We start from the raw sequence: 5,679 nt of genomic DNA, 5'->3' as shown, positions 1-5,679 counted from the left end.
CGTGCTTCAGAAAGCAGCAGACCAATATGCATGGAACGCAGGAAACCCCTTCATTCGCGGGGCGGTTATCCAATTCGAGCGGGCGAACGGGATCCTGGGGCCAAAAGGGGCGTCAGAAGGGCGATTCCATAAAGCGGTGCTGCACGCCCTGTTCTCCCCCAAGGCAAAGGCCGATCCGTGGGCTTGGGAATGGGCGCTTGTTAATAAAGCCGCTGGCACCCGCATCCCGGAACGACTGTCTCTCTGGACGCATTTCCAAGGTTGGCTTTGGCACACCCGGGTCAATACCGGCGTCCTGGGCAGCACCCCAGACGGCACCTGGCCCATCTATCAACGTCTGCCGTCCACGACGATGCGCGGCGTGTTTCCTGTGCCGGTGTCGTCCATGACGTATGCCGCACTGGAAGGCCAGCAGGTGCCGCAATGGGCAGGTAGCACGCTTTTACAGTCAGCGCGCGGCGTGGTCAACGGGCATACCGTCCGCTGGCAGCCGTACAACGATCCCGGCATCAAGTGGGTGAACTACTTCGATGACGGGCGTGGTATCCACTATTACCCCAGGGCCAGGTACGGCTTTCCGCAAAGCGCGGGCTGTGTGGAAGAGCCTTTGAAAAGCGCCCGCACCGCCTATGGGCTCCTGCATTATGGCGTGCCAGTTACTGTAGCGAAGGCCGCTTTCTCCGCTTCTCAAGGCTCAACCCCATCCGCCATAGAAGGATTTCCCCAATAATGATGCATACCCTCAACGAACAGGTAGCCTCCATCTTTACGCTTCCCAGCGCGGGAGCGCTTTCCGGCGCCGGGGCAGGCGTACCTCGGTTGCTCGCCGTTATTGCCACAGTATTTAGTGTAGGATGCTCAGGATATGCTGCATTAGTGCATGTACACCCTGAGCACCCTACCAAAGGGAAACTGAGCGTTTTCATCCGTGGCCTTCAAACGGATACACACCGTGCAACAATCGGCCAAGCCGTCAACGGCCTGAAAACCATTCGTCATCTGGCTGGACCTTACGCGCAAATCGTTGTGAAAGCCGCCCGTGAAGCCCACATATCGCCCCGGCTCGTGGCGGCCGTGGTTCATGTAGAAAACGGCGGAGACTTTCATGGTTCATCCAACCGGGTGTCCCCTGCAGGGGCCATCGGGGTCATGCAACTGGAACCCGCTACCGCATGGGACACCCTGCGCGTCAATCCGTGGAACGTCCGCCAGAACATCAACGGCGGCGCACGCTATCTGGCGATGATGCTGCGCCAGTTTCACGGCAATGTGCAATTAGCGCTGATGGCCTACAACGCGGGGCCTGGGCAGATCGCCCAAGGTGGAAGGCCCTGGGCTGCGGTGGCGTATGCGCAACAAGTTATGCGGGATGCGCAAGCGTAAAGCACCTTTGAGTTTATCCACCCGGTCTTGAAAAGACCTTTTACGAAGAGGAGTAGCACCATGTTCAAAAAAACCGTACTGACGATGGCGATGTTGGCCACTATCGGAATCTCTGCAGCGGCCATGGCTGACACCGGTCATATCAATCCCATTCTGGACGCCAACTCCGAGATCGGAATCGGGTTCCTGGACACGCAGAGCAACTACTCTGAAAACATCGTCTCCCCTTACGGCAGCGATGTGGAAAACGGCATGATGCCGGGATTCACCCTGTTTGGGAAAGGCACGTTCAACGCTTTTGGGGTCCGTCACTGGTATGCTTCCATCAGCTATGCCCGAACCAGCGGACAGACCACGTACGAAGATGGGACATTCAACGAGTCTGCCCAGCACAGCACCAACGATCTGCAGGCCAAGTTCGGAAAGACCTTCTTTTTGAATGACAATAACGCTATCACTCCTTATTTATTCGGCGGTTATCGTAGCTGGCATCGTGTAGTGCCTGGCGCCGTTTCCAGCCCGGAAAACTACCATAACGAGTATATCGGCTTGGGCGCGAAATATCAGACGGCCGTCACTCGGCGTCTGGTGCTTTCCGCCAACGACGGCGTTGGCGAAGTAGTTGGCGGTGGCCTTGCCGGTAACATGAGTAACTATGACCAGTATTTTAACGTGCCATCCACAGACGACCTCACTCTGGCCCCACGTCCCTACTACACCATGGGCGTTGGCGCTGATTATCGTGTAACCACGCGCCTGCATTTGCTGGCCACCGCGCAATACACCGACTTCATGTACGGCGGCAGCCAGTGGAAATACTTCCAGGGAGATCAGCCAAGCACCCAGGGTTATGAGATCGGGTTCCGGGAACCTTCCTCACAGACCAGCAACTTGTCAGTGGGGTTGGCGATGGCTTACCAGTTCGGGTAACCCCTGGATTGGCTACGTGTTCACAAAGATAGCAGAGCAAAAGGAAATGCGGGAATGCGGCGGTTCATGGACCGCCGCGCTATCCCACCTGGGGCTGCCCCCCCCCAGGATTTCCCGCCCCACAGAATGACATCACTCCACAATAGGGTAATAAAAATGAAATTGCGTATTGGTTTGGTTGTACTGGCAACGCTCATGGCACCATTGTCTGCCAATGCATCGCCGTTCTCTATTTTGGGCGGCGTAGGCACTACAGGCGTTTATGGGGGGGCGCAATACCGCGAATCGCCGTATTTTACAACGCAAGCGCAGATTGGTGGGTTTTCGTTGGACCCATCCTTTTCGTCCGGTGGCGAGAACTACAACCTTGGTGTGCATCTGCTAAACGGTTTAATTGCGGAGCAATGGCATCCATGGGAACAGGGTTTCTACCTCACGGCCGGCGTCTTTATCAACGGCAACCGCCTGTCTTTGCAGCCGTCCGCATCGAACGCGGGCAATTATGCGCTGGCGACACCCGCCAAAGTTACCTTCAATACGATTGACCCATACTTCGGCATTGGTTATTCACAGCGGTTCTCCAGCCGTTCACCTTGGTCTTTCAACCTCTCTGCCGGTGCCGCGTATCAAGGCACACCGAAGGTCAGTGTTGATCAAGGCGTTGGCCCCTATGCGCAATATGCCTACGCCGCCGAAGTATCGAATTTGAATCAATCTCTGGACGCTTTCCGCTGGTATCCCGTGGTGCAAGTCGGCATTGGATATCGCTGGTGATGGCCTTTCACGCAGCAACCACGCACTCCATGCACTCCCTTTGAAAAAGGAAACCAAACAGATGGCCAAAATACCAGATACCCCTGATTCAGGCTTTGTCGTTGTGAATACGGAAGATCCGGGGGACGCCATAACAAGCAATTTCTCTCGGGCACCGATCACTACGGAAGAGGCTGATCGTGCAATACAACAGATCCATAGTGATGACCATTTTGCATCTCCGGTCACGGAGGATGATGTGAAGCGCGCCACAAAACAGACTCGGATAGCCGATATCCAAAAAGCGTTTTCCAAAGCACATTTCGATGCCTGCCCGATTCCTGACCATTACGACAAAGAAAAACCAGCGCATCAGCTTGTGTCAACGCTCCATTGTAAGGATTTCAAAGATATGAGCGACGACGTCAAGCAGTTGCTCTATCGCGCCTGCCTGGAAATTTGCAAGCTTTCCAGCAACGATTTTCCGTACCCATTTCACGGTACGCCGCTTTGCTTTTTCTCGCCACCAAAAGCTATCAGCGAACTCACCAAGACTTGGACCGGCGCGGACCGCGACAAGCTGCGCTACCAAGTGAAAAAGCACGTCGTTGTAGCTGCTGGTGTTGCGCTCATCCTTGGATTGGTACTGGGTATGCTGCTGACTCCCTCCAATAACCATATCACCATTAACGTGCCACATGGTGAAGGATGGGGCGGAATGGCAACGCAGAAAAACCAGATTTACCCAGCACCGCATGCGGAAGCACGGATTACGCCCGCCATTCCACAGCCTTCCGGGTCAACGTTGATTGCGCCGCCTTTGCAGTCTCCTGGGTTTATCTCTGTGCCTAAAGAGAAGGGAAACTGATGCGCCCAGCCCTACGAGGTATGGACCGGACCACCGTCATGGGCCATTACGCCCGGTCACGTCTTTTAGCACGGGCTAGAGGAAGTATTTCAAGGGAACGCAAAACATCCATTCGCTCAAAACATAAAAAGGAAAATCTGTGAAAAGATTATACCCTTTCTTCCTTATTTCTGGTCTGACAGGCTGCCTGTTACCTGTGCCCAGCTTTGCGAACGACTCTTTGCTGTACACGTTGCGCGGATCCGGGGCGGCCAGTGATTACGCTTTTACCAACATGGTTCGACCAGAATTCGGGTTGTCGCTAAAAATTTCAAATGCACAACACGAATACATGACGGTTCGTGCACGGCTGGCGGCTAAAAATGCAGACCCAAATGGTGGTGTCGCTGGCGTGTTTTCCATTTATGCCGGTGACACGTTTCTCAATACACAAATAGCCACGCTTCCCTTTTCCGCAGGGGTGTATGTGGGGTATCAACACCTTTGGTATGGGCCACTGTACAACAATGGCTTTGGCGGCGGACTGCGCATGCAGACACGAATGTTGGGATTGACCCTGACTGGTCGGGTGGGGGCGCTCTACGGGCAATCCGGGACGGTGGGTTGGCATTTGGATTGCCCTGGCAACGATTTCATCTTCTATGGCCGGGCTGCCTATCCGATAAGCAGAAATTTTTCCGTTTTTGCTTTCGTGAGACAGGAAAGGTACGTCGGCGATGGTAATTCACTCACGGCCAGAGATGCCGGGCTTGGCTTACAGGCGGTGTTCTGATGACCTTCATCGCCTTAATCGCGGGAATTTTCTGTGGCGTTATCGCGGTGATTGGACTTTGCGGTTTTTTGGTGGTCCGCGCGTTGAGCGAAAGATATCGCCTGGACTGGGAAAAATTTTAATATGGCCAACCTCCAACATATCGCTGACCGGATTTTTCGACATGTCGATGCCGGGCATCTCCCTGTCGGATATGCCATTGCCATGGGGTCGCTCATCGACGCCTACGATGACGACCCGGATTTTCGAGAGTGGATGGACGATGTGAATGGCTGTGTCGTCGAGAAGTTGATTGCCTGCATGGTGCGCAAAGGTGCATGGCACAACCCACAATGGTTGCATACCTACATTTTGGAATCCTCTCAGGAGAATGCAGCGTGAGCTATGACGATAAATGCCATGACGGCAAACCTGCCGAGATCCGGTCTGCACTCATGGCCTGCCAGTCTTTCGAAGATATCCTGCGACGCATCATACGCAACCCCAACAACAGCACATCTGCCCATGTCGCCGCCGAATGCCTGTTCGCCGTCCGCAAGCTGGGAAACGCCCTAAAAACCGACAACCTCCATCACGAAGGACATTAAAATATGTGGCACCACCGAATGTATGCAGAGGTTCATCATCCTTATCACGCCGGACACGCCGGATACGTCGCCCATCACGGCGGCTGGCTGGGCCACACCATCGTCAGCGCGGTCATCCACGGACTCATTTATGGGGCCATCTTTCGACTGATGCGAGGCTTGAGCATTGGAGAAGTTCTGCTTGTGGCTGTGGTCGGCGTGGCTGTAGTCGGCGGAGGGTGGTGGTTGTGGAATCAGCGTTAAGGAATTCAGGGATGTACACAAAAGAAAACCGCAACATCCTGGAAGGCGATCTGCTATCTATCCTGCCCTCCCTGCCGGATAACCATTTCGACGCGGTGCTTTGCGATCCGCCGTATCACTTGACACAAAATTCTCGCGGCGGG

Annotated in this window: 10 protein-coding genes; all 10 read left to right on the top strand. The window is 54.6% G+C overall.

Features of this window, described 5'->3' with window-relative positions:
* Positions 1 to 730, top strand: a 730-nt coding sequence (locus tag HAP95_RS14910) for a L,D-transpeptidase family protein (RefSeq protein WP_215884926.1), incomplete at its 5' end; no start/stop codon positions are given.
* On the top strand, positions 730 to 1,383 hold the full coding sequence (locus HAP95_RS14905) for a lytic transglycosylase domain-containing protein (RefSeq protein WP_226831217.1): 654 nt from the start codon (positions 730 to 732) through the stop codon (positions 1,381 to 1,383). The genes HAP95_RS14910 and HAP95_RS14905, both read left to right, overlap by 1 nt.
* A 60-nt stretch (positions 1,384 to 1,443) precedes the next feature.
* A complete protein-coding gene (locus HAP95_RS14900; protein WP_215884925.1) occupies positions 1,444 to 2,313 on the top strand; it encodes a hypothetical protein in 870 nt (289 codons plus the stop codon).
* Between the two features lie 156 nt (positions 2,314 to 2,469).
* Positions 2,470 to 3,087 carry a hypothetical protein gene (locus tag HAP95_RS14895; RefSeq protein WP_215884924.1) on the top strand — a complete coding sequence of 206 codons (618 nt, stop codon included), beginning with the start codon at positions 2,470 to 2,472 and terminating at the stop codon, positions 3,085 to 3,087.
* A gap of 61 nt (positions 3,088 to 3,148) precedes the next feature.
* Positions 3,149 to 3,934, top strand: coding sequence for a hypothetical protein (locus HAP95_RS14890; protein ID WP_215884923.1), 786 nt, complete (start codon positions 3,149 to 3,151; stop codon positions 3,932 to 3,934).
* A gap of 139 nt (positions 3,935 to 4,073) precedes the next feature.
* A complete protein-coding gene (locus tag HAP95_RS14885) occupies positions 4,074 to 4,706 on the top strand; it encodes a hypothetical protein (protein WP_215884922.1) in 633 nt (210 codons plus the stop codon).
* Positions 4,706 to 4,828 carry a hypothetical protein gene (locus HAP95_RS17345; RefSeq protein WP_264318860.1) on the top strand — a complete coding sequence of 41 codons (123 nt, stop codon included), beginning with the start codon at positions 4,706 to 4,708 and terminating at the stop codon, positions 4,826 to 4,828. The genes HAP95_RS14885 and HAP95_RS17345 overlap by 1 nt, the downstream gene beginning before the upstream one ends.
* Before the next feature lies 1 nt (position 4,829).
* A complete protein-coding gene (locus tag HAP95_RS14880) occupies positions 4,830 to 5,087 on the top strand; it encodes a hypothetical protein (protein ID WP_215884921.1) in 258 nt (85 codons plus the stop codon).
* Positions 5,084 to 5,293, top strand: coding sequence for a hypothetical protein (locus HAP95_RS14875; RefSeq protein ID WP_215884920.1), 210 nt, complete (start codon positions 5,084 to 5,086; stop codon positions 5,291 to 5,293). Before HAP95_RS14880 ends, HAP95_RS14875 begins: the two co-directional genes overlap by 4 nt.
* Positions 5,294 to 5,296: 3 nt before the next feature.
* Positions 5,297 to 5,536 carry a hypothetical protein gene (locus tag HAP95_RS14870; RefSeq protein ID WP_215884919.1) on the top strand — a complete coding sequence of 80 codons (240 nt, stop codon included), beginning with the start codon at positions 5,297 to 5,299 and terminating at the stop codon, positions 5,534 to 5,536.
* Positions 5,537 to 5,679 lie beyond the last annotated feature (143 nt).

Source organism: Acidithiobacillus sulfurivorans (assembly GCF_018853815.1).
Classification (GTDB): Bacteria; Pseudomonadota; Gammaproteobacteria; order Acidithiobacillales; family Acidithiobacillaceae; genus Acidithiobacillus; species Acidithiobacillus sulfurivorans.
Note: the sequence above shows the minus strand (reverse complement) of the source record. Positions and strands in the feature narration are given on the sequence as shown.